General features: G+C 66.1%; 14 protein-coding genes. 4 read left to right on the forward strand and 10 right to left on the reverse strand.

Annotation, left to right across the window (positions count from 1 at the left end; genetic code table 11):
* Positions 1 to 92 precede the first annotated feature (92 nt).
* Entirely contained in the window at positions 93 to 746 is a 654-nt protein-coding gene (locus FHS13_RS20810; protein ID WP_343065110.1) for a DUF4352 domain-containing protein, read from the reverse strand.
* Positions 747 to 1308: 562 nt separating this feature from the next.
* Between FHS13_RS20810 and FHS13_RS20815 the strand changes: the two genes are divergently transcribed.
* Both FHS13_RS20815 and FHS13_RS20820 read left to right on the forward strand, forming a co-directional pair.
* Positions 1309 to 2589 carry a multidrug effflux MFS transporter gene (locus FHS13_RS20815; protein WP_425491205.1) on the forward strand — a complete coding sequence of 427 codons (1281 nt, stop codon included), beginning with the start codon at positions 1309 to 1311 and terminating at the stop codon, positions 2587 to 2589.
* Between the two features lie 130 nt (positions 2590 to 2719).
* Entirely contained in the window at positions 2720 to 3499 is a 780-nt protein-coding gene (locus FHS13_RS20820; protein WP_184293661.1) for an SDR family NAD(P)-dependent oxidoreductase, read from the forward strand.
* A 108-nt stretch (positions 3500 to 3607) separates the two neighbouring features.
* On the opposite strand, the gene FHS13_RS20825 is transcribed toward FHS13_RS20820, so the two are convergent.
* The 4 genes from FHS13_RS20825 to FHS13_RS20840 form a co-directional block, all read right to left on the reverse strand.
* A complete protein-coding gene (locus FHS13_RS20825) occupies positions 3608 to 5107 on the reverse strand; it encodes a glycoside hydrolase family 43 protein (protein ID WP_184293662.1) in 1500 nt (499 codons plus the stop codon).
* A gap of 137 nt (positions 5108 to 5244) precedes the next feature.
* Positions 5245 to 6765, reverse strand: coding sequence for an acyl-CoA synthetase (locus tag FHS13_RS20830; RefSeq protein WP_246405603.1), 1521 nt, complete (start codon positions 6763 to 6765; stop codon positions 5245 to 5247).
* Positions 6766 to 7055: 290 nt separating this feature from the next.
* Positions 7056 to 7505, reverse strand: coding sequence for a hypothetical protein (locus FHS13_RS20835; RefSeq protein WP_184293664.1), 450 nt, complete (start codon positions 7503 to 7505; stop codon positions 7056 to 7058).
* Entirely contained in the window at positions 7502 to 8035 is a 534-nt protein-coding gene (locus FHS13_RS20840) for an ATP-binding protein (protein WP_184293665.1), read from the reverse strand. Before FHS13_RS20840 ends, FHS13_RS20835 begins: the two co-directional genes overlap by 4 nt.
* A 271-nt stretch (positions 8036 to 8306) precedes the next feature.
* On the opposite strand from FHS13_RS20840, the gene FHS13_RS20845 reads away from it, so the two are divergent.
* Positions 8307 to 9176 (forward strand): helix-turn-helix domain-containing protein, encoded by an 870-nt coding sequence (locus FHS13_RS20845; RefSeq protein ID WP_343065111.1) that lies wholly within the window; start codon positions 8307 to 8309, stop codon positions 9174 to 9176.
* Positions 9177 to 9185: 9 nt separating this feature from the next.
* Entirely contained in the window at positions 9186 to 9377 is a 192-nt protein-coding gene (locus tag FHS13_RS20850; RefSeq protein ID WP_184293666.1) for a DUF397 domain-containing protein, read from the forward strand.
* 11 nt (positions 9378 to 9388) lie between these two features.
* Here the strand turns inward: FHS13_RS20850 and FHS13_RS21805 are convergent, their stop codons facing one another.
* The 5 genes from FHS13_RS21805 to FHS13_RS21815 form a co-directional block, all read right to left on the reverse strand.
* Entirely contained in the window at positions 9389 to 9523 is a 135-nt protein-coding gene (locus FHS13_RS21805) for a hypothetical protein (RefSeq protein ID WP_281388872.1), read from the reverse strand.
* Positions 9524 to 9596: 73 nt separating this feature from the next.
* Positions 9597 to 9857, reverse strand: coding sequence for a transposase family protein (locus tag FHS13_RS21810; protein WP_343065113.1), 261 nt, complete (start codon positions 9855 to 9857; stop codon positions 9597 to 9599).
* Positions 9769 to 10419 (reverse strand): transposase family protein, encoded by a 651-nt coding sequence (locus FHS13_RS20855; protein WP_343065112.1) that lies wholly within the window; start codon positions 10417 to 10419, stop codon positions 9769 to 9771. The genes FHS13_RS21810 and FHS13_RS20855 overlap by 89 nt, the downstream gene beginning before the upstream one ends.
* 366 nt (positions 10420 to 10785) lie before the next feature.
* Positions 10786 to 11373: an SMI1/KNR4 family protein gene (locus FHS13_RS20860; RefSeq protein WP_184293667.1), complete on the reverse strand. Its 588-nt coding sequence runs from the start codon at positions 11371 to 11373 to the stop codon at positions 10786 to 10788.
* Positions 11374 to 11408: 35 nt separating this feature from the next.
* The gene (locus FHS13_RS21815; RefSeq protein WP_281388873.1) at positions 11409 to 20609 is read right to left on the reverse strand and encodes a DNRLRE domain-containing protein; all 9201 of its coding nucleotides are present in this window, start codon (positions 20607 to 20609) and stop codon (positions 11409 to 11411) included.
* Positions 20610 to 21059 lie beyond the last annotated feature (450 nt).

A 21059-nucleotide genomic window follows, 5' to 3' on the forward strand; every position in this document is an offset into this window, starting at 1 on the left:
CCACACCACGATGAGCCCGTCCAAAATTGGCGCGATCGTGCAAGCCGCGTTGGCTCTGACCAATATCGAGAAGCAAACTCACTGAGATCACCTCATTCGACCCGGACGACGAGCGGCCCTTCGAAGGAGGAGGTGTCCTCGATCTGCACGGACTCGACCTCGGTGCCCTCGGGGACGTCGAAGGCCGCGGTGCCGTTCAACTGGTTGCCCGGGTTGATCTGCTCCAGGAACATGTCACCGGAGAAGCTCGCCGAGTGGGTGTTCCCCTCGGTGTCGACCAGGCTGACGGCGGTGCTGTCGAAGGTCGTCGACTCCTGGCCGGTGTTCTCCACCGTCAGGTCCACGACCCGGAACTCCCCCTGCGGCTGCTGGTCGGAGACACCGTCGTCGTAGGTCGCCGCGCTCCCGACACTGTTGACGGTGACCTGCCACTGGCTCACGTTCCCCGGCTCGCCCACGGCCACGGAGTTCTGGCTCTCCTCGGCCGACCCGCCTCCCGACTGCCCGGGGCTCTCCTCCGGGTCCCCGGAGAAGAGCGCGACCCCGCACCCGACCATCAGGAGGAGGACGATCAGCGCCGCGCCGCCGCATCCCAGCAGCACCCAGGGCCAGACCTTCCTCTTCTTGGGCGGCTGCCCCTGCTGCCAGGGCTGCTGGGGCGCTCCGGGGTACTGCTGACCGCCGTAGGGCTGCTGCCCCTCGGGAGGCCGCTGCCAGGGTTCCTGGGGCCGGTTCGGATCGTTCACGGCGCACCGCCTTCGAGAAGGAAAGCTCTCCGGAACCGCCGACCGGCCTCTCCGGACTCACCTCCATGCTCGCTTCTGCACTCCCGGAAGGGGAGAACAAATATTCAAATTAATGATCAAGGCGACGCCCGACATTTCACATGCCCCGACATTTCTTCACACGCGGCTCGGTCTGGCGTCCGCAGGCACCGAAGCGGGCCCCTGCCAGGGCGGGAGCCGCTGTCCGGAGCTGCCGGGAACTCCTTTCACGCCCCGAGGAACGCCCTTTACCCGAGGCCTCCGGATGCCCGCTACGGACCACGGCATGGGTGAGGTCACAAAAGCCGCTGAATCCCCTGCGGCCAGGGGGATCCGCCGTTCGTAATCCGGATCACGCGGATTCCTTGGGTAAAAATGGGATTGCCCCCGGCTGGCTTCGTGTTGGAGACGAACGTGCAGCCCTGAGGGGTCATCTTGCGGCGCCCCGCCCGAAGGCGGTTCACGGCGTCCAGGCACTCGCGCGAATCGCGCACCCGTGACATCCCACTCCCGTTTTTCTGCGTCCCGTGTTGGAGAATCCTCGGTGACCCTTGCCGCCACGCGCCCTGACAGCCGCACCCTGACCGTCCCCACCCAGGCACGTCCCGCCGACCACGCCCCCCGGCCCCGCCGCGGCCACACCCTCATGCTCGTGGTGGTGCTCGGCGTCCTGTCCTCGATCGGCCCGCTGGCCACGGACCTGTACCTGCCCGCGCTGCCCGAGATCGCCTCGGGGCTGCGCACCAGCGAGGCCAGCGTGAAGCTCACCCTGACCTCGGTGATGGCCGGCATGGCCCTGGGCCAGCTGGTCGTGGGCCCGCTCAGCGACCGCTTCGGCCGCCGCCTGCCGCTGCTGGTGGGCACCGCCGGGTTCACCGCCGCCACCTTCGCCATCGCGATGGTCACCAGCGTGGAGGCCTTCAGCTTCCTGCGCTTCGTCCAGGGCCTGTCCGCCGCGGCCGGCCTGGTGATCGCCCGCGCGATCGTGCGCGACGTCTTCGACGGCGAGGCCGCCGCCACCTTCTTCTCCCGGCTGGTTCTGCTCTCGGGCCTGGCCCCGATGCTGGGCCCGGTCATCGGCGGACAGCTGCTGCTCCTCGGCCCCTGGCAGCTGATCTTCGGGGTGCTCGGAGCGGCCGGACTGGCCACCCTGGTCCTCATCTTCTTCGTCCTGCCCGAGAGCCTGCCCGCCGAGCAGCGGCAGCGGGTCGGCGCCCGCGACCAGCTGCGGGTCTTCGCCGGGCTGCTGCGCGACATCCGGTTCATCGTGCCCACGCTGACCCTGGCCCTGAGCTTCGGCATGAGCTTCACCTACATCTCGACCTTCTCGTTCGTCTCCCAGCACGAGCTGGGCGCCAGTGCCCAGCAGTTCAGCATGGTGTTCGCCGTGACCACCCTCGGCATGATCCTCGGCAACCAGGTGAACGTGGCCCTCATCCGCCGCGTGGAGACCTCCCGGCGCCTGCTGCTGGGCCTGGTCGGCTCCATCGCCTCGGTCGGCGCTCTGGCCGTCCTGGACGGCACCGGCACCGCGAGCCTGGTGACGGTCAGCGCCGCCCTGTTCGTGATGATGGTCTTCACCGGCCTGGTCTCGCCCAACGCGACCGCGCTCGCCCTCTCCGGGCAGTCACCGCAGGTCGCCGGAAGCGGCTCGGCGCTGCTGGGCTCCCTGCAGTTCGGCATCGGCGCCACGCTGGCCGCCGTCCCCGGCATCGGCGGACAGGTCACCCTGGCCAACATGACCGCGGTCATGCTCGCCTCCGCCGTCGGTGCGGCCGCCGTCTTCGCCCTCACGGCCCTGCGCACCCGCACCGCCACCGCCTGAGCGGCCGCCACGGGAACCGGAAAGCACGGGCGGATGTCCCGACACCGCTTCTCCTCCCAGAGGAAAAGCCTCCGAACTGGGACGATGGGGCCTTGCACGGAAACACCGGATCAGCACACGGGGGCAGTCCATGGAACTCGACGGATACCGCATCATCGTCACGGGAAGCGCGCGCGGCATGGGGGCCGCCACGGTCCGCTCCTACGTCGCCGCCGGGGCCGATGTCGTAGGGATGGACGTGGACGAGGAGAACGGCGGGCGCGTCGCGGCCGAGGCCTCCGCGCAGGGCCCGGGAACCGCCTCCTTCACCAGGGTCGACGTCTCCGACCGGGCCGACGTCGACGCCGCCTTCGACCGTGCCGCGCAGAGCCTGGGCGGACTCGACGCCCTCGCGCACCCGGCCGCGATCCAGCGCCCCGGCGACGCCTCCGAGGTCACCGTCGAGGACTGGGACCTCATGATGGCCGTCAACGTGCGCGGCACCATGATCACCAACCAGGCCGCCCACCGGCTCATGCGCCAGGGCGGCAACGGCGGTTCGATCATCAACTTCGGCTCGGTCTCGGGGCTGCGTCCCGAACCGGTCGCCCCCGCCTACTCCGCCTCCAAGGGGGCCGTGCACTCCTGGACCCGCACCGCGGCGGCCGCCTGGGGCGCCGACGGCGTCCGGGTCAACGCGATCCTGCCCGCCATCGCCACCCCCATGTACGAGGAGGCCAAGGACCGCATGGACGAGGCCCAGCTCACGGCGCACTTCTGGCAGAACGAGCAGTCCATCGCGATGGGCCAGGCCTACGGCGACCCCGACCGCGACCTGGGCCCGGTCATGGTCTTCCTCGCCGGCAAGGGCTCCCGGTTCATCACCGGACAGCTCATCCCGGTCGACGGCGGCCAGACCAGCGTGCGCTGAGCCCGGCGGGCCGGGGGCGGGACCGCCCGTCCCCGGCACCCCCTCTGGCGCCGCCCTCCCCGCAGGCCGCCTCCGAGGGCGCACAGGGGAGACGGGGCAGGTCCCCTCTCACCCCCGCCAGGCCCCGGAGCGGTACTCGAGGCGCCGCAGGGCGATCTCCCCCGCGCCGCAGCTCACCCCGACCATGCGGCCGGTGAAGCCGCCCGCGACCTCGGTCGACAGGTAGCGCCCGTCCACCCGGCCCAGCTCGACGCCCCCTCCCCCGGAGTGCACGGCGGCCACGATCACGTCGGGGCCCCGCTCCCGGCTGTACAGCGGTGCCGTGGACGGGACCACCCTCAGTTCGAGCACCGTGCCCTCCTCCGCGGGGGCCTCCCCGAGCACGGTGGCGAGCGCGCCGACACGCACAAGGGCGCGCACCCGGTCCCCGTCGACCTCCAGGGCGACCGCGTGACAGGGATCGACACGGATCTCCAGAGCGCCGACGCCCGCGTCGGCCTCGATCTCGGCCCGGACGGTGACGGTTGCGTGCTCCTGGCGGCGGCCCACGAAAACCCGCTCGTCCCCGCGCTGCGACATCCGCCACCGGTCCCGCGACCACCGCAGCACCTCGTCGGGGAACACTCCGGCACCGACCCAGCCGGGTCCGAGCCGCCCCTCGCCCAGAGACACCCGCACCTCCGGTACCGCCGCCGGTTCCACGGGCCCGGCCACCACGGGCCAGCCGTCCCGCCAGAGGACGTCGGCGGCGAACGTCTCCCTTCCCAGCACGTGCCAGCCGGGGAAGGATCCCGCGGGCCGGACCCCCAGGAACACCATCGCCCACGACCCGTCGGGGCGTTCGACCAGGTCGGCGTGGCCGGTGTTCTGCACCGGCCCGGGCCTGCCCCGGGCGGTCAGGACCGGGTTGTGCGGACAGGCCTCGAACGGCCCCGACGGCGAGGGGCCGCGCGCGATCGACACGGCGTGGCCGGGACCGGTGCCGCCCTCGGCGACCATCAGGTACCACCACGGCCCGATCCGGTAGAGGTGCGGGGCCTCGGGGTCCCGGCCCCCGGTACCGCTCCACAGCCGGCGCGGTTCGGACAGCAGCTTCCCGGTGTCCGGGTCCAGGACCGCTTGGCGGATCCCGCCGTCGGACCACGTGAGAAGGCAGGTGCCGTCCTCGTCCCAGGCCAGGTCCGGGTCGATTCCGCCCGCGCCGCGGATGCGGACGGGGTCGGACCACGGGCCCGCGGGGTCGCCCGCCGTCATCAGCAGGTGCCCGGGGCCGTCGGAGACGTTGGTCGTCACCAGGAAGAACGTGCCGTCGCGGTGGCGCAGGGTGGGGGCGTAGACACCTCCGGACGGCCCGGCTCCGGACAGCTCCAGCTGCGAGGGCCGTTCCATCACCGAGCCGGCCGGCTCCCAGGAGACGAGGTCCGACGACCGGAACAGCGGCACACCCGGCGCGTACTCGAAGCTCGAGCACGCCAGGTGGAACACGTCGCCCACCCTGCACACCGTGGGGTCGGGGTGGAAGCCGCTGAGGACCGGACGCGTCGGCAGAGCACCGTCTGCCGGCGAAGGGGGGCCGTTCACGGAGGGGGCGCCATCGGGCTCGAGCATTCCGCGAGTCTGGCACATCCGGCGCCGGTTCCGACAGGGACCGCGGCACCGGCGCCCCGGGACACCGCCGCACCGCCCGGTCGCGGGCGGAGGGCGGCCCGGGTCGCGGCCTGGCCGGCACGGACCACCGGCGGGGGTCAGGGGGTGCGGTCGCGCAGTTCGCGCTTGAGGATCTTGCCGGAACCGTTGCGGGGCAGTTTCGCCACCACCTCCACCCGCTTGGGTGTCTTGAAGGGCGCGAGCCGGGCCCGTACGTGTTCCACCAACCGTGCGGGAAGCGTGTCGCGGTCGGCGTCGGCGGTGGGCACGACGTAGGCGGTGACCGCCTCGATCCACTTCTCGTCCGGGGCGCCGACCACCGCGGCCTCGGCCACGTGCGGATGGGTGTACAGGGCGTCCTCCACCTCGCGGGAGGCCACCAGGACACCGCCGGTGTTGATGACGTCCTTGATGCGGTCGACGACCTCGATGTATCCCTCCTCGTCGACACGCACGAGGTCACCGGAGTGGAACCAGCCGTCGCGGAAGGCCTTCGCGGTCTCCTCCGGCTCGTCCCAGTAGCCCTCGCACAGCTGCGGCGAGCGGTAGACGGCCTCGCCGAGCCCGCCCGGGCCGACGTCCTCGCCCTTGTCGTCGACCACCCGCAGCTCCACGAACAGCACCGCGCGTCCGGCGGAGGCGGGCCGGGCCTCGTGCTCCTCGGGCCGCAGCACGGTCGCCAGCGGCCCGATCTCGCTCTGCCCGAAGCAGTTGTAGAAGCCCAGGTCGAGCAGGGCCCCGCGCAGCTTGTCCAGCACCGGCCCGGGCATGACCGAGGCGCCGTAGTAGGCCTTGCGCAGACTGGTGAGGTCGTGTCCGGCGAAGTCGGGCCGGTTGGCCAGCGCCACCCACAGCGTGGGCGCGGCGAAGAAGGCCCCGTGCCTGCCGGTCTCGATCCGGCGCAGCAGGTCCGCGGGATCGGGCGTCTCCACCAGGGTGTTGCGCGCCCCGACCATCAGCCACGGCATGAGGAAGACGTGCATCTGCGCGCTGTGGTACAGCGGCATGGCGTGCAGGGGTTCGTCGTCGGCGCGCAGGTCCAGGGCGGTGACGCACGACAGGTACTCGTGCACGAGTGACCGGTGGGTCATCATCGCGCCCTTGGGGCGCGAGGTGGTGCCGGAGGTGTAGAGCAGCTGCACGAGGTCGGTGTCGGACACGTGCACGCCGAGTTCGGGGACCGGCCCCTGCCTGCTGTCGGCCAGCAGGGATCCGGGGCGGTCGCGCAGTTCCAGGACCTGCTCCACCCCGGTCTGCCCGCGCAGGGCGTCCACGGCCGAGCGCAGCGCCGGGTCCGCGAGCACGACGGTGCTGCCCGACTGCTTCAGCAGGTAGGCCAGTTCCTCGCCCTGGAGCGCGTAGTTGACGGGCACGTGGACGAGCCCGGCCCGCGCGCAGGCCAGGAAGCCGATGAGATAGGCGTCGGAGTTGCGCCCGTAGGCGGCCACCCGGTCGCCCTTGGCCGTCCCCAGTTCCAGGAGCCGGGCGGCCGCGCGGGTGACGGCGTCGTCGAGTTCGGCGTAGGTCCAGGAGCGATCGCCGAAGACCAGTGCGGTCCGTGCGGGGGTGCGCGCCGCGCTCCGGCGCAGGACCGCGTCGACGGTGCTGGTGGTGATCATGTCCAAGGCTGCCCGCTTCCGCTGTCGTCGGTGCGCCCGGCCGGGGCGGGCGCGAACACGGCCCCATCCTGTTGCGGCACAGGCCGCAGCGGCAAGGGGCGGTAGGCCCCGATTCCGCCTTGCGGAGGCGGAACGAGCCCGGGGCGCCGGCCATGGACGGGCGCGGGGTCCTTCGGCCCCGGTTCCACGACCGGGGCCGGTTGTACGCGCCCGTGAAGGCACCGATCGGTGCCCGACAGCATGTGGGCCGCGCCGGGGCGGGGGCCCTGGCGCGGCCGTTGTGTCGGGGGTCAGAGGAAGAAGAGCAGGTGAGCTGCCAGGACCCCCACACCCAGGGCCAGGATGTGGGCGGCCACCATCAGGACCAGGCCTGGGCGGGGCGCGGGCTTGCGGTGACTGCGCGGGCGGTCGGGGTGGCGGCGCGGCAGCGGCGGCCGGGGCCGGACCGGGCGCTTGGGGGTCCGTGCGGGTGGCGGGCCGTCGTCGGGAGCCGAGCGGGGGCGCGGCACCGGGGCCGTGTCGGGGCGGTCGGGACGGGCCGGCTCAGGTTGGGTGGCCAGGCGTTGGGCCTGGAGGTGCTTCCACGGCGGGAGCTGTCCTTGAGTCAGGAGGTGCTGTTCGCGGGTGAGGGCCGACTGCCCGGGAGTGGGCGGGGTTGTGGCGCCGGGGCGGGAGAAGCGGCAGCCTGGAGGTGCGTCCAGTACCTGGCGTATCCGGGCAGGGACGGGCGCGGCGTTCATCGCGCGCCCCCGTTGCTGTTGGCGCCGGTGAGGGTGAAGTCGGCCCACACGGCCCTGCCCAGGCCCTGGCAGAGCGGGAAGTCCACCACCGCGCGGGTACCCCAGGAGGTTGCCAGAGCGTCGATGATCAGCAGTCCCCGGCCGCGTTCGGCCTCCTCCCACTCCTTGACGGTGCGCCGGCGCGGAATCTGCGGCCGGGAGGGGCCCTCGGCTCGGGCGCCGTTGTCGATCACGGACAGGTGCAGGGTGTGGGCGGTGGGCATGGACAGGGTGCGCACCGCCCGGCCGCCGGGCTCGCCGCTGCGGGAGTGGGCGCAGGCGTTGGCGAACATCTCACTGGCACACAGCACCACCGTCTCGGCCAGGTCCGGGCCCAGGCCTTCCAGCCGGTGCAGGTCGGCGCGCAGGTCCTTGCGCACCCACACCGCCTGGGCAGGGTCGCCGGGGTAGACGCGGCAGGGCCAGCGCCGCCCGGCAAACCCCGGAGTGGGGGTGTGGAACGGCACCGGAGGACGAGGCACAATAGTCATGTCGGCAAGCTCCTTCTGTGTGCAAACAGGTGTGGTTGTCGGCTTGGGCTCTGGAGGCGCGCCAATCGCCCCCAGAGCCCGCTTTCATGCAGCCGCCCTCGATGAAGCGGCTGGCGTCAGAGTCAGAAGTCTGACTCTTTAACCATCATGACCACGCAAGACTGCGAATGCAAGGCTTGCATTAGCACTGATGCAGAAACCTGGGTAGCCTGGCCCCCAAGCATCACTGGAGTACAGGCCCGCGTAGTCATGCCGAGGCAAGGGAGCAGCTGTGCCCGCCAAGAAGCCCACACGCACGCTGCGCATGCGGCGACTCTCCGCCGAACTGCGGAGGCTGCGCGAATCCGCTGATCTCAGCCGCGAGGACGTCACCGAAGCGACCAAGATCAACGCTTCGACGCTCTACCGCATCGAGTCGGCTCAGACCCGGCCCCAGGTCCGCACTCTCCATACGCTGTGCGACCTCTACCGGGTGGACGATGGCAAGCGGAGCGAGCTGCTGGCCCTCGCCAAGGACTCAGGAAAGCAGGGGTGGCTGGAAACCTATCCCTCAGAGCTGCCTGCGGAGTACACCAACTACATCCTCTTCGAGTCAGAGGCTCGGACCGTCCGCAACTACGAGTCCCTGTTCGTGCCCGGTCTTCTCCAGACCGAGGACTACGCCCGTGCTGTCATCCGGGGCACTCTTCCTCTGGCCACCGATGAACAGGTTGAGGCCCGTGTCCGTGCCCGTCTCCAACGCCAGGAGCTGCTGCACAAGTCTGAGCCTCTGCGGTTCCGCGCTGTCGTGGATGAGGCCGTGCTCCATCGTGTGGTGGGCGGGCAGCGCGTCATGCGTGAACAGCTACTCCACCTGGCCACCATGGCCAGATTGCCCCATGTAGAACTACAGGTCATCAGGTTCGAAGCGGGCGCGCACCCGGGCATGCCGGGCTCTTTCGTCCTGATCGACTTCCCCGACCTGGCCGACCCTGCCGTGGTCTATATCGACAGCATGGCTGGCGACCTCTTTCTGGAGGGCGAGGTCGAAGTCGACCGGTACTCGCTGATCATGGAGCACCTGGTAGGCGTAGCCCTCAGTCCTAAGCAATCGCGACGACTCGTCGGAGACCTCACAGCGGGCATGATGGAAGGAAGCTAGGAGGACAAGATGAGAAGGAACACCGCGAACCCCGGCGAATGGTTCACAAGTAGCTACAGCAGCGGGAACGGTCAATGTGTCCAGGTCAGGCGCCAGGAGGAGAGCATTGGCGTTCGAGACTCGGTGCATCCGAAGAGAGCCCTGCTGGACTTCCCCAAGGAGGAGTGGCAGTCCTTCGTCAACAGCACAAAGGACAGCTGACTCAGGTTTGATTATTCGGTTCCGAGCTGGAGTCCGGCATAGGCGAGGAGCCCGTCCACCAGGTCCGGGCGATAGCGCAGCCGACGCAGTCCCAACCGGACCGCTTCGCTCAGCTCCGCGAAGAACAGCGCCGCGAGATTTGCCAACCCCGTGCCTTTGAGATGGGACCAGACCTCCTCCACCGGGTTCCGCGTATGCGGAAGATCTACTGAGGTGATCTCAGTGAGTTTGCTTCTCGATATTGGTCAGAGCCAGCGCGGCGTGCACGATCGCGCCGATCTTGGACGGGCTCATCGTGGTGTGGCACAGTACTCTCCACCGTCCGGTCAGGACCACCATCGCGCGTTCGCGGATGCACCGCAGGCCGCGTAGCAGCCGGTTGTGGGCCCGGTCATCGACATGCCCGCGATGCTCGTCGACCTCGGGCGGACGTTTGGTCAGGATGCGTACGCCGACTTCCGCACCGTCGTAGCCGGGGATTGGCCGGCACCGCCACCTCCTCGGCCGTGGCCTTGTGCACAAGCGGGAACACGTGCCGGCGTGCGGCGGTGATGTCGGGCGTGGACCCGGGCTCGACGTCGGACACCCACAGCGGTTCTCCTCGGGCATCGGACAGGAACTGGATGTTGCCGCCGTGACGGTGTTTGTGGCCGCTGTACCAAAGATCGCTTCGACCGGTGGGGCCAGGCTCCGAACAGCGGTCGGAGACAAACAGTTTTCCGTCCAGGATCAGGGGGTCGTCGGGGGTGGTGCGGGCGTGTTCGAGGACCTGGTGCAGGTCGGGGGCCTGGTCGGCGAGCACGTCGATGCCCTCGTTGACGTAGCGGTAGCCGGTGGCCCGAAAGATGCGGTTGTCCCTGGCCAGGGCGTCGATGGCGGTGCCGTCGCGCAACCACCGCACGACCAGGACTGCCTGTTTGTAGCAGGTCAGGGCGCGGGTGCCCGTGCGGGTGCCGCGGCGTTGGCGTTCGGCGTTCAGCAGGGCCGAAAGGTGCCAAACGGTGGCCTGGTCCACGTCGAGGGTGGCAGTATAGGGAACCACGTGGAGCCTTTCAGGTGGTCCGGTGGAGATTCGACACCTCGCCTTCTACCTGGGGCTCCACGTCTGTGCCCAGGGAACGAAAATTCACCCATGGATGCACTTCTCGTCTTTATTGCCGGCTTTCTACTGCTTCCCGGCTGCTGAGATCACCTCACAGTAGGCACGGGCGCGGTATCTCGGTAGGTGTTGACGGAGGCGTAGAGAACTTTCATCATTACAGGCCACAGGCCATAGGTCCGCGCCCGTCCTTATGCCCTGCTTCTGACCGGTTGCGCATCGGCCCCGTGCCATGCCATGCCGCGCGGGACATCGACCAGATGATCAACTTTGAAAACGCCCTGGTGTGACGACACTCCAAGTTTCTATTCACGAGCTCATCTCATCAAACTCCGGGAAGCCTTCGTCCATTTCAGGGCAGGAGTCACATAGGGGCCCCTCTGTGTGCAGTCGATATAGGTATTCACTCATTGAAACTGCATGCTCATCCCACCACTCACCAGCTTCGGTCCGGTACACTATCGGCCAGTCATCGGCGGGGCCTTCCACTACCCAAAAATAATCGCCACCGTTCGCATCTTTACCCCAGCGCAGCAGCCCGGGGACAGATGGATAAAAAGTTAAAGGCGGAGAAATAGACACAAGGGGTTTCCCCCTCAAGTCGCTGATGTCATTGAGGATTTCCTCATCGCGCTTGGTTTCACACAAGCTCTCAATAACCCTCTTCGTTGATTCAGTGGCTTCCAGTGGGTTGGAGAACGTAATCCCCTCATCTCGTGGGTTGAAAACCCAAAAAATTCCCCATGCCAACTGGTTGTACTCAGACAGCAGTCGTTTATAGTCCCGTGGGAGCGAAGTGCCGACCTTGGCCTCTACTGCATCCCAGTCGATCGGGGCTCGATTCGGAACACGACTTGGCCCGACCAGATCAATAATTCGATCGGTGAAATCCTCCATAGCAGCCTCCAGGGCAATAATTCTAATATTTGAATTCAGGGAGTAGGAATATATCCTGGCTTGGGCCCATCGCACACGCTGGCCGATGCCGCCCTTCCGCCATCGTCCCAGTACTTTCCATTGTTAAGGATGCAGTAGTCATATGTTACCCCGCCATCGTCAATTGCGGTCATCCGAATCGCCCAAGGCCTTCCCTCATCACCTTCATAGATAGGAGTTACGGCGTAGATTACCTCATTCCCAGCTTCCAGCCGCCTGCGCACCCTCGTCTCAACACCCGCCATTGCTGAAGTATTAGTTACCGCATAAGTAGCAACGATATTCTGCCGCCAGCCAGGCCCATAAAAGAGACTGGCGATCAAGTGTGCCCGATTGTCCTGTCTTGTAACGTATCCGGGTGGGTTGCTGCCTGGGTTGTAGCGCTTTTCATTTTTGTCGCTGTATGAATTTCCTTGCGAGTCAACCTTGTTTTTTGCGTTCACATCCATCCATCCGCACAGCCTGGCAACCGCCGTGCCCCGCTGGCCCTTCTTGTTGATTTCGCTCAAATTGATGAAGGATCTACATTCACCGTTGTCTCCGGTGATATCAAAATCGGACACCCCATCGAGCCCCTGAAGGGCCTGGTCATAGTCCGAATAGTCCGCGAGGTCGAAGTTGAATATCTTTTCCTTGCCAATATCTTTTTCTCGCTTTTTCCGATATTCATCTAGCTTATCTTGAGTCCATTGATTTTTGATTGGGGGCCGCTCCTGCGGCGTGTTCAGTATACCAAGAAGAATATCCTTCCTATTGTCAACGATGATTGGCACATAGACGATCCTGCTTCCGCCACCGGGAACAGAAACTCGGGTTACCGTCCAGCCACCCTTACCGCCACCCCAGGAAGCCGGGCCAGCAGTGCCACTTCCAATTTGTGGCTTCTGAGGAGTGAAGCCAAGTCTTGCCTTAAAATTAAGGGCGCAAGGGCCATTACAAGTCGCATCAGCAAGCGGATCCGCATGAAAAAGAACTCCCAAAAAAACATCAATAGGGTTCAGGATTCTCCTGATCCTGAGGCCTGTCTTGACAGCATCTCCCGCCTTCTGCACACCGCGGTTGGCGTAATCTTCAAGCTTTTGTATGCCTCTCTCGACATATTCCTGCGAAGGCATTGAGACGCAGAGTTTTTTTGTCAAGCAGACAGAATGTCCGCTTGGGTCGATGTATAGAACCGGGTTCGCGTTGGCGTAGGTGTACCGGTTGGCCTGCACCGACGGAGACGGTTCCAGGGTCATGGTGTCGCGGGAGACGAATCGGCCTGTGCCCGGCTGGTACCAGCGGGCGTGCATGTTCACATCGCCCGTGGACGGGTCGGTCCATTCGCCCTGGTATCCGAGGGAGGCCACGGCCCCGTTGCCGATGGCCTCACCGAAGGGCCCGTAGTCGGCGGAGCTGGTCAGAGCACCCGTGCTGGTATAGGTGGCGACCAGGTCGGTGTGGGCGTTGCTGTAAGCCAGTGCCGGCGCCTGGCCTTGGTCGGCGATACTCACCAGCTGCCCGTACGGGTCGCGTCCGTACTCGGAGATGGGGGTGTCGGTGCCGTCCAGGATGCCGGTCTGGTTGTTGCTCAGGTCGGAGTAGACGAAGGTGTGCGTGTCACCGCCCGTGGTGGTGCGCTCGGCGATGCGTCCCAGGGCGTCGTAGGCGTAGGTGCCGGATCCGTTACCGGGGTCGACCATACGCTCGAACCCGTCGAAGGCGGGGGTGCGCAGCTGGCCGTCGACGAACTGGCTGGAGACAGTGCCGTCGGGGTTGTAGGACCAGGCATCTCCCTCGCTGGAGGAAGTCAGCTGGTTGCGTTCGTTGTAGGTGAACGTCTCCGTGCCCGCTTGGACGCGGTTGCCCGAATCATCCCAGCCGTACTCGGTGACGGTTCCGTCCGGTGCGGTCCAGGAGGTCAGGCGGGAGGCCTGGTCGTAGCCGTACCGGTGACTGCCGGCAGAGCCGGTTCCGCTGTTGGTGCGTTCGGTAATGCGACCGGCCGTGTCGTAGGTGTAAGCCGTGGACAGTGCCTGAGTCCCGCCCGCGGTTTCCAGGGTGTCCTCAACCAGCTGTCCGAGCGGGTCGTGGGTGTAGGTACGTATCGCCCCGTCGTCGGTGGTGATGGAGCTGGGCAGGCCGGTGGGGGTGTAGTCGATGGTCAGGTCGGTTCCGGTCACCGCATCGTGGTGGCCGATCACTCGTCCGGCTGCGTCGTAGCTGAACGTGGTGGTGCCGGTCATGTCCAGCCGGGACTCCAGGCGTCCGGCAGCATCGTAGGACAGAGTCGTGCCGGGGGCGATGCCGTTGAAGGAGACCGTGTTGGGGCCCAGGAACTGGACCTGGTTGCCGCGGTCGTCGTAGACGATCTCGATGCCGCCCTCAGGGGTACTGAAGCCGCTGGGGCGGCCGAGCAGGTCGTAGTGGAAACCGCGATCGTCGGTTTCGGCTTCGGCACCGGTAGCGGTCTCGAGCATGAGGTTGCCGAAGGCGTTGTAGGTGCGCTCGCGCACGATGCCGCCGGGTACGTGCTGGCGGACGGGGTTGCCGGCCGCGTCGTAGAACGTGGTCCAGGTGCGGTCAGAGGCGTCGGTGTGTGTGCTGGTGGCCGGTTCGATCAGCTTTTCAACTTGCCCGTTGGGGTTGTAGATCGTGTAGGTGCTGTTGCCGCGGCCATCGGTGATGCGGGTGCGCTGGCCATTGGCGTCGTAGCCGAACGTGGTGGTGATGGTGTCGTTGTCGCCGACCGGTTCGACTCGGCGGATGGGTTGGCCGAGCGCGTTGTAGTCGGTTTTGGTTACGTTGCCGAGCGCGTCGGTGTGTGCGATCGCCAGCCCGGCAGCATCGTAGGCGGTGGACTGGGTGCGCAGCTCAGTGCCCTCTGTGTCCAGCACGCGTGTGGCGGTGGCGCGGCCCGCCTGGTCGTAGGTGGTCAGCACCTGCGTCCCGGCAGGGTCGGTGACCGTGGTCGGGCGGCCGGCCAGGTCGTAGGTGAAGCTGGTGGTCTCTCCGACTGGGTTGGTGGTCTGTACCAGTTCACCGGCGGGGTTGTAGGTGTTGGTGGTGGTGTTGTCCAGCGGGTCGGTGACGGTCAGGGGGTTGCCTGAGACGTCGTAGGTGTAGCGGGTGGTGTAGGCCGCGGCCATCGGCACGCGTTCGATCTGGGTGTCGGTGACCTGACGCCCCAGGTCGTCGTAGGTGGCTTCGGTGCGCGCCCCCACGGGGTTGGTGACAGCGAGCAGTTCTCCAACCGGGTTGTACAGGAATGTCCACTCTCCGGGGGCGGAGTGGCCCTCCAGTTCGGGGTCGGTCATGCGGGCGAGGTTGCCCAGCTGGTCCCAGGTGTAGCTGCGGGTGTTGCCCAGCGCGTCGGTGTGGTCGGTGATACGGCCGAGCTCGTCATAGGTGGTGTGGGCGGTCGGTGTAAGGGTGACGCCTCCCACCCCGGTGAAGTCGGGCGCTTGGCTGGAGATCTGCTGGCCGACCAGGTCGTAGCCGAAGATCGAGGTGTGCCCCTCGGCGTCCTGCTGGTGGGTGAGGTTGCCGACCAGGTCGTAGCCGTAGCGGATGGTGGGGCGCTCGGTCACTGTCGGCTCGCCGTAGCGTTCGATGTCCACGGCCGGGAGGCGTTCCTCGATCAGGCGGCCGAGGGTGTCGTAACGCATCAGCGAGGTGAAATCGGCGGCGCGTGCGCCGTCCTGGTGTGCGCGCGGGTCGGTGACAGCGGTGGTCAGGCCGAGTTCATTGACGTCGTAGCTGGTAAGGAGCTCTTCGTCGCCCACCACGACTGCTTCCTCGATGAGGAAGCCGCCCGCGTCGTAGGTGGAGCGTGTTCTCTCGGTGGCGTCGCCGTCGGTGGAAACGGTTTCGATGGCGTTGCCGCGTCCGTCGTAGGTATAGGTGGTGGTGCGGTCCAGGCCTTCGGGGTCCAGGGTCTGGCTCGTCAGGAGGGAGTCGGCGCTCCAGGTCTGGTCCATGCGCACCTTCCCGTCGCCGGTGATGGTGCGGATGGGGTTGCCGGCGGCATCGTAGGTGTGCGACTCCAGTACCACGTCCTGGGGTGCGTCTGCGTTGTTGAGCATGGCGCCGGTGGCGATGACCTGGGCGAGCAGCCCGTCGGCGTAGTAGGTGTAGGAGGTGGTGCGGCCCACGGCGTCGGTGGTGGAGGCCAAGTTGCCGTCGGGGTCGTAGGCGTTGGACTCCAGCACCAGTGGGGCAGGGTCGTTGTCCTCGTCGGGGTGGCCGACCCAGCGTTCGATGAGGCGTTCGGCTACCTGTCCGCGGTCGGTGTAGACGGTGCGGAACATGGTTCCGGCCGCGTCCTGGTGGTGGGTCTGGGCCCCAGTGGTGTCGTATCCGTAGTACTCGGTGCGGCCTTCGGAGTCGGTCTGGGAGACCATTTGGCCGTACTGGTTGTAGGCCCACATCGTCACCCGGTCGGGGTCGTCCCCGGTTAGGTCGCTGATGGTGGTGCGGATCCGGTTGCCGTCGTTGTCGTAGAGATGAGTGGCCCGCTGCTGGTGGGTGGCGTCGGTGATCTCGTTGACGACGCGGGGGCCTGTCTCGGTCAGAACACGTCCGGAGTCGTCGTAGGTGAAGGTGGTGGTGACGCCATCAGGGTGGTCTGAGGTGATGACCGTGGAGGTCAGCATCTGACCGAGTCCGTCGTAGGTGTACTCGGTCACCAGCCCGGAGGGTTGACGAACCCTGGTGGTGTCGCCGTGAGCGTTGTAGGAATAGCGGGTGATGTGGCCGTCGGCGTCCCAGGACTCGGCCACGAGCCCAGCCGGGACGGTGCCGCCGCCAGTGGCAGCTTCAGTGCCGTCGGTGTAGAGGTAGCGGGTTGTGCGCCCGTCGGGGAAGCCTTCGCTGGCCGGTGTGCTTTCCGAGGTCTGGTTGCCGTGTTCGTCGTAGGCCCACCAGGTGCGGTAGGTGGTGTCCAGGAAGTCGGTCGAGCGGGCGTCGTGGAAGGCGACCAGCTGGTCGTTGCGCGGGTCGAAGACGTCATCGGCGTTGTAGGAGTAGGAGTACCACTCCCATTGGCAGTTGGTGGCTTCCACATCGCGGCAGCTCATCCGGCCCAGCCGGTTGCCGCGCGCGTCGTTCCAAAAACGCAGCTGGGCGCCGCTGGGCAGGGTGGTTCCTGCCGTGAATCCGCCGATGTCGTAGGTGTAGGAAGTCTGGTAGCCGAGCTGGTCGATGTCGGCCACGCGCCGGTAGCCGTTCAGGGCGTCGTAGCGGGTGGTGGAGGTGGCTCCGCGGGGGTCGGTGATGGTGATCTCGCCGGTCACCTCGGCGTCCTCGTCCTTGACGTCGCCGTTGTAGCGCAGGTCCGAGTAGGCCCAGGTGCCTGCGTTGCGGTCGGTGTGGGAGCTCACCCGTGACGTGGTCTCGTCGAAGGACAGCAGGGTGGCCTGATTGCCTTCGGGGGTCGTGGTCTGCCGGAGGCGGTCGGCGGTGTCCAGGCCGGAGGTGTGGTGCAGGGTGATCGTGTCGGCGTGCAGGGGCCGCTGGTAGATCGCGACCTCGTCGATCGTGCCGGTAAAGGGGAAGTCACCAGTCGTGGAACGGGTCGAGGGCCAGCCCGAGCCGGCGATGCCGTGGCCGACATAGACGAATTTGGTGTTGCGATGCTCGACCTGGCCCGACTTGGTGCCGACCTTCTCACCGTCGAGGTAGAGGGTCTGCGTCATACCGTCGGAGGTCAGCGCCACGTGGTGCCATTGGCCGTCGTTGACCGCACTGGTCGTGGTGATTGGGTCGACGGTGTTGTCGGTGGTCCAGAACTGGGCGCGCAGTTTGCCGTCGGTGCCCACATAGATGATTTGGTTGCGCTGGGTCGAGGCGGTCGGTTTGTCCACGGCTCCGATGACGGTTCCGTGCCCGGTGGTGGAGAACCAGGCTTCCACCGTGATACGGGTGCCGACCCGGTGCAGGATTGCCTCGGGCAGTTGGGCGTAGGCTCCTTGCCCTGTGGTGAGCGCATGGGTGTCCACACCGGCCAGCACGCCCTGGGCTCCCAGGGCGGAGCCGGTAATCGTGGCCGGCTCACCGCCCACGGCCTGGGGCTTTTCGTTGGCCGAAGAAGTGCCTTCTCCTTCTTCGAAACGCCAGTAGCCGTAGGGGTTGGCGTCCATGACGGCGGCCCGGTAATGGGATCCGTCGACATAGCTGTAGTCGGTGCACTCCTGTTCGGGGTTGCACACCTGTGTCAGGCGCTGCCCGTCATAGGCATAGGTCCACTGCGCGCTGGTGTCTTCACCGTGCGCGGTCACCGTGGCGACGCGGCCCTGGGCCCAGGCGAACTCCAGGTGGCGTCCGCCGTCGGCGGTGACGGTGGAGATACGTCCCTCGGAGTTGTAGTCGATGCTTTGGGAGCGTCCCTGGTGGTCACTCACCTCCAGCAGGCGGCCGGAGCCATCGAAGACGTAGGAGGTGGAGGCCTTGTCCATGAGCCGCCAGCCGTCATCGGTACGGGCCAAGACGGCGTGCATGCCCATAGGCGGGCTGTAGCTACCGTCAGCGTTGCGTGCGAACCGGTACTGGCGTCCGTCAGGGTAGGTCACCACCGCGTTTCCAGTACCGTCCACGTCGGTGCGCACGTCCATGTCGAAGCGCGTGGACCAGCCTGAGCCGAAGATCCCGCCCTGGCGCGGGTCGGAGGAGTTGTAGGTCCGGGTGATGGACAGCGGCGGCCCCACGGCGGGCACGGCGGCGTCCGTGACCGTCTCGGTGTAGTTGCCGATGAGAGCGTTGACGGTGCCTTCAGTGCTGCCGGAGCCGGACAGGTTGGAAGTGACGGCCGGCTGATCAGCGTTGGCGATCACCCTCAGCCAACCGCTCTCCGTCAGCTGGCTGCCGTCACGGACAAAAACGTTCCACCAGTACTGGTTGCCCCATTGCATCCGGCCTTCAGGCAGCTTCCAGGACGTCCCGCTCTGCCACCCCGAGTCCACACATTCCCAGTCAGGCCATTCACCGTCGCAGAAGTTGAACCAGAACTCCATTCCGTCCGTGGGCCAGGCATCGTTGTTGCGTCCCAGAGCGGTGAACTCAGGTGTCAGGGTTGCGACCGTGGCTCCGTCACGAGGGCTGTAGTCCAAAATTTGCGGAGGGAGATCTGGCACAGTCAGAACAGCGGAAAGTGACATAGGAACACCCCAGGCCGCGAACGACTGGGACTTGTGCGTCATGTCAAACTTGATGGTCCACGTTCCCGGGGGGAGCGGGCCGATTTTCGCGGTGACGGTCGCAGTCTGCCCTGTCGCTACGTTCCTGGGCATGGGTGTATTAGGCGCGATGTGGTAAACCCGCTTGCCGTCCTGGTCGAAAACCTGGTAGCTGAGCCTGTAGCCATTAGTGGGAGTCCAGGTTTCCCGACCTCGGTTGGTTACCTTAATTTTGATATTTGTGCTCTGGTTTGCCTGGGGAGGGGGGTTGAAATTCTCTCCTTCTACAAAATCGTATTCGGCGCGGTAAGGGCTGTAGGTTACCGTCATGTACGGAGCGCCCCATGACTCGCGACTGCCGAACTTCTTCCATGCCGAGCTGTCCGTGGTTGAGGCGCGAACAGTGATTCCATGGTTGGGCTTGTCGCCGTCCACCCATGCCTGGACCAGGTCACGCCCCCTGGTGCCCAGGTTGATCGCTTCATACCTGCCAGGGCATGAGCTGCTGCTCGCTCCAGCGGGCATCCATCCACGGGCAAAGCTCGCACTGCCCAGAGCCGTGGAACTGTAGCTGGGGCCAGGGTAACTGGAGATGGACTTGTGGTCCCAGGACTGCGTCACCTCGTGTACATAGACGGGTTTAGGCGTGCAGGAGTAGGACCAGTGATTGAAAAGATAAAGCTCGGCCTCGTAAATCTCGTGATGCCGAAGCTCGCTGACAAGGGAGTTGAACTTCAGGTAGGAAGCCGTCTTGGTGGAGCCCCCGTTGTAGGTTCCTACTTTCAGCTCCTGCTCGCTGTAGCGCGAAGTGTTGTAACCGGTCTGGACATAAGTGTCATGTGAGGCGTTGTAGTTCCAAGCGGTCGTTGGGTCGACCCCAACGGGGTACACGCGCTCGTCGTCGGTGAGCCAGTCAAAATCGGCCGTGACCTCAAGGACCCACCCGCCTTCTTCCTGAAGAAGGGAGAACTCTACGGCTTCGGACCACTCACCGTCCCCCGAGTGCGGGTCGATGTCGGAGTCCTCCATGTAGCCGGCCGGGATGTGGCCCATGGACTCGCCTTCTGCGTCCACCAAGTCAACGCTGCCGTCCTCCAGCAGGACCGGTTCCAGCCCTTGGAGCTGTAGCGGGAAACGCCAGACGGCTTCCTCGGGGCTGGAGGGCGCCTCGTTGAGCCAGATGGTTTCCTTGACTACGCCACCGACGAGGGACTTCAGCTCCACGTCCACACCGGGCAGGGCCTCTTCGTAGACGATGGTGTTGTTCTCGTCCTCGAGAACGTGCCCTTCGGTTCCTTCAGCCCCCTCGAGGGAGAAGGACAGGCTGTGGTCACCATCGAGTTCCATACGGGCCAGCTCGTCACCGTCGGCTCGAGCTGCGAATTCGACCTTGCGTGAGTCCGCTGCGTTAGTCCAGGTCTCGGTGTTCTCCTCAACCAAGCTGGTGTCGATCTGCTCCCAGGAGCCGTCCTCTTCCTGGAAGTGGATCGGTTCGAGGGAGAAGTCCGTCGAGAGGCTCCCGTCCTCGTTCTCGTAGGTGCGAGAGAACTCGTCGCGCTCCTCCACCAGTTCCTCACTGATGTCGGGGTCGAAACCTGTAATCTCCGGTTCGGGTTCTACCTCGGCTAGTTGAACAGCTTCCTCTTCACCCTCCGGCATGGGTGGACGCAGAGAATCGGCATCCTCTGGAAGGTCAGGCCAGTTGTGAGGGAGTGCACCGTCAGGTGCGTCAACATCGGGCCCTTGCCCCTCGGATACGTCAGCAACCACGGCGCTGTCCGCTTCATGGGACAGTCCCGCAGCGGAACCATCGCCCTGCCCGGGCGTTTCCACATCAGCAGCCGAAACCGGTTCCAGTCTGGGCATGGTGAAGTACGGGGGAACCGGGGAGATTGAGTCCGAGAGCACCAGCGCCAGTATCAGACCAGCGGCTGTGAGCTTCAGCGTGCTGCTGCGGAGCAGTCCTCGCACACCCTCTTCGGACCTGCGGGGAGCTAGGCGCTTGAACACGCCGCTGAGCAGGGGCAACTGACGGCCGGTCGACAAGACCGGTCACCTCCGGACTAACCCAAGGCGAACCAGGCACAGAAGACACACCTGTATCTCCAGGTGCGCAAGATTCCCTAAGCCCGTGGATCCGGTACGCCGTTCCGAGAACCAAACGGCTGAAACTTAACAGAGAGTGATGATCTCCCCGCAAGCCCCAAGAGTGCTGTTGTTACCCGATAGATACAGGAATGCCCAAACTTTTCCCAATTCGGATAGAGGGACAATTTCGGACATCATGGGGAGTAGGTTTGTGGAAGGCAGAACAGCTATACTGCGGATGTGGGTGATGGTCGCGGTCAACGACGGCATGCCCTAGGCCGAAGCCGTGCGCGTCTTCGGCATCAGCCCCGACTGAGCCTTTTTCATGCTGAAGGTGCAGGTCACAGCCCCGTACCGGTCTCCCTGAACCCCTTCTGAACAGCAAGAAGCCCCTGGTAGGTGGGTTAA

It is taken from the genome of Nocardiopsis algeriensis (genome assembly GCF_014203695.1).
Taxonomy (GTDB): Bacteria; Actinomycetota; Actinomycetes; order Streptosporangiales; family Streptosporangiaceae; genus Nocardiopsis; species Nocardiopsis algeriensis.

What these genes read in the sequence shown, in the direction of transcription:
- FHS13_RS20830 (WP_246405603.1), bottom strand. Translation starts at nt 6,765, where the DNA reads ATGATCACCACCAGCACCGTCGACGCGGTCCTGCGCCGGAGCGCGGCG.
- FHS13_RS20850 (WP_184293666.1), top strand. Translation starts at nt 9,186, where the DNA reads ATGAGAAGGAACACCGCGAACCCCGGCGAATGGTTCACAAGTAGCTAC.
- FHS13_RS20860 (WP_184293667.1), bottom strand. Translation starts at nt 11,373, where the DNA reads ATGGAGGATTTCACCGATCGAATTATTGATCTGGTCGGGCCAAGTCGT.
- FHS13_RS20820 (WP_184293661.1), top strand. Translation starts at nt 2,720, where the DNA reads ATGGAACTCGACGGATACCGCATCATCGTCACGGGAAGCGCGCGCGGC.
- FHS13_RS20825 (WP_184293662.1), bottom strand. Translation starts at nt 5,107, where the DNA reads ATGCTCGAGCCCGATGGCGCCCCCTCCGTGAACGGCCCCCCTTCGCCG.
- FHS13_RS20840 (WP_184293665.1), bottom strand. Translation starts at nt 8,035, where the DNA reads ATGACTATTGTGCCTCGTCCTCCGGTGCCGTTCCACACCCCCACTCCG.
- FHS13_RS20835 (WP_184293664.1), bottom strand. Translation starts at nt 7,505, where the DNA reads ATGAACGCCGCGCCCGTCCCTGCCCGGATACGCCAGGTACTGGACGCA.